The sequence below is a fragment of the Mesorhizobium sp. M2D.F.Ca.ET.226.01.1.1 genome, assembly GCF_004022705.2.
In the GTDB taxonomy this organism is placed as follows: Bacteria; Pseudomonadota; Alphaproteobacteria; order Rhizobiales; family Rhizobiaceae; genus Mesorhizobium.
Window position 1 is genome coordinate 1 of the sequence record NZ_RZOY02000126.1, and the last position, 288, is coordinate 288.

The window sequence follows — 288 nt, forward strand, 5'->3', positions numbered from 1 at the left end:
GGCGGTGGTGCGCAGGGCAGGCATCAGGGCGATCCCATCTTGGACAGGGTGGTGGCCAGCGCGACCAGCGCTGGACCGGCAAGCACCAGCATCAACGCCGGCAACAGGGTCAGCATCATCACCACGGTCATCTTCACCGACAGCTTGCCGACCTTCTCCTTCAACGCGTTGCGGCGCTGTTCGCGCAGGCGGAGGCTGAACTGGCGCAGCGGTTCCTGCACCGCGCCGCCATGCGCATGCACCTGCAGGATCAGCTGCATCAGGCTGGCCAGGTCGTCATCGGCGTAG

1 protein-coding gene is annotated in these 288 nt (G+C 66.3%); it reads right to left on the bottom strand.

All coding sequences use genetic code 11. The annotated features are described in order from the left end of the window. Positions 1–23 precede the first annotated feature (23 nt). A partial coding sequence (locus EN869_RS34075) for a type II secretion system F family protein (RefSeq protein WP_189508274.1) occupies positions 24–288 on the bottom strand: 265 nt, incomplete at its 5' end.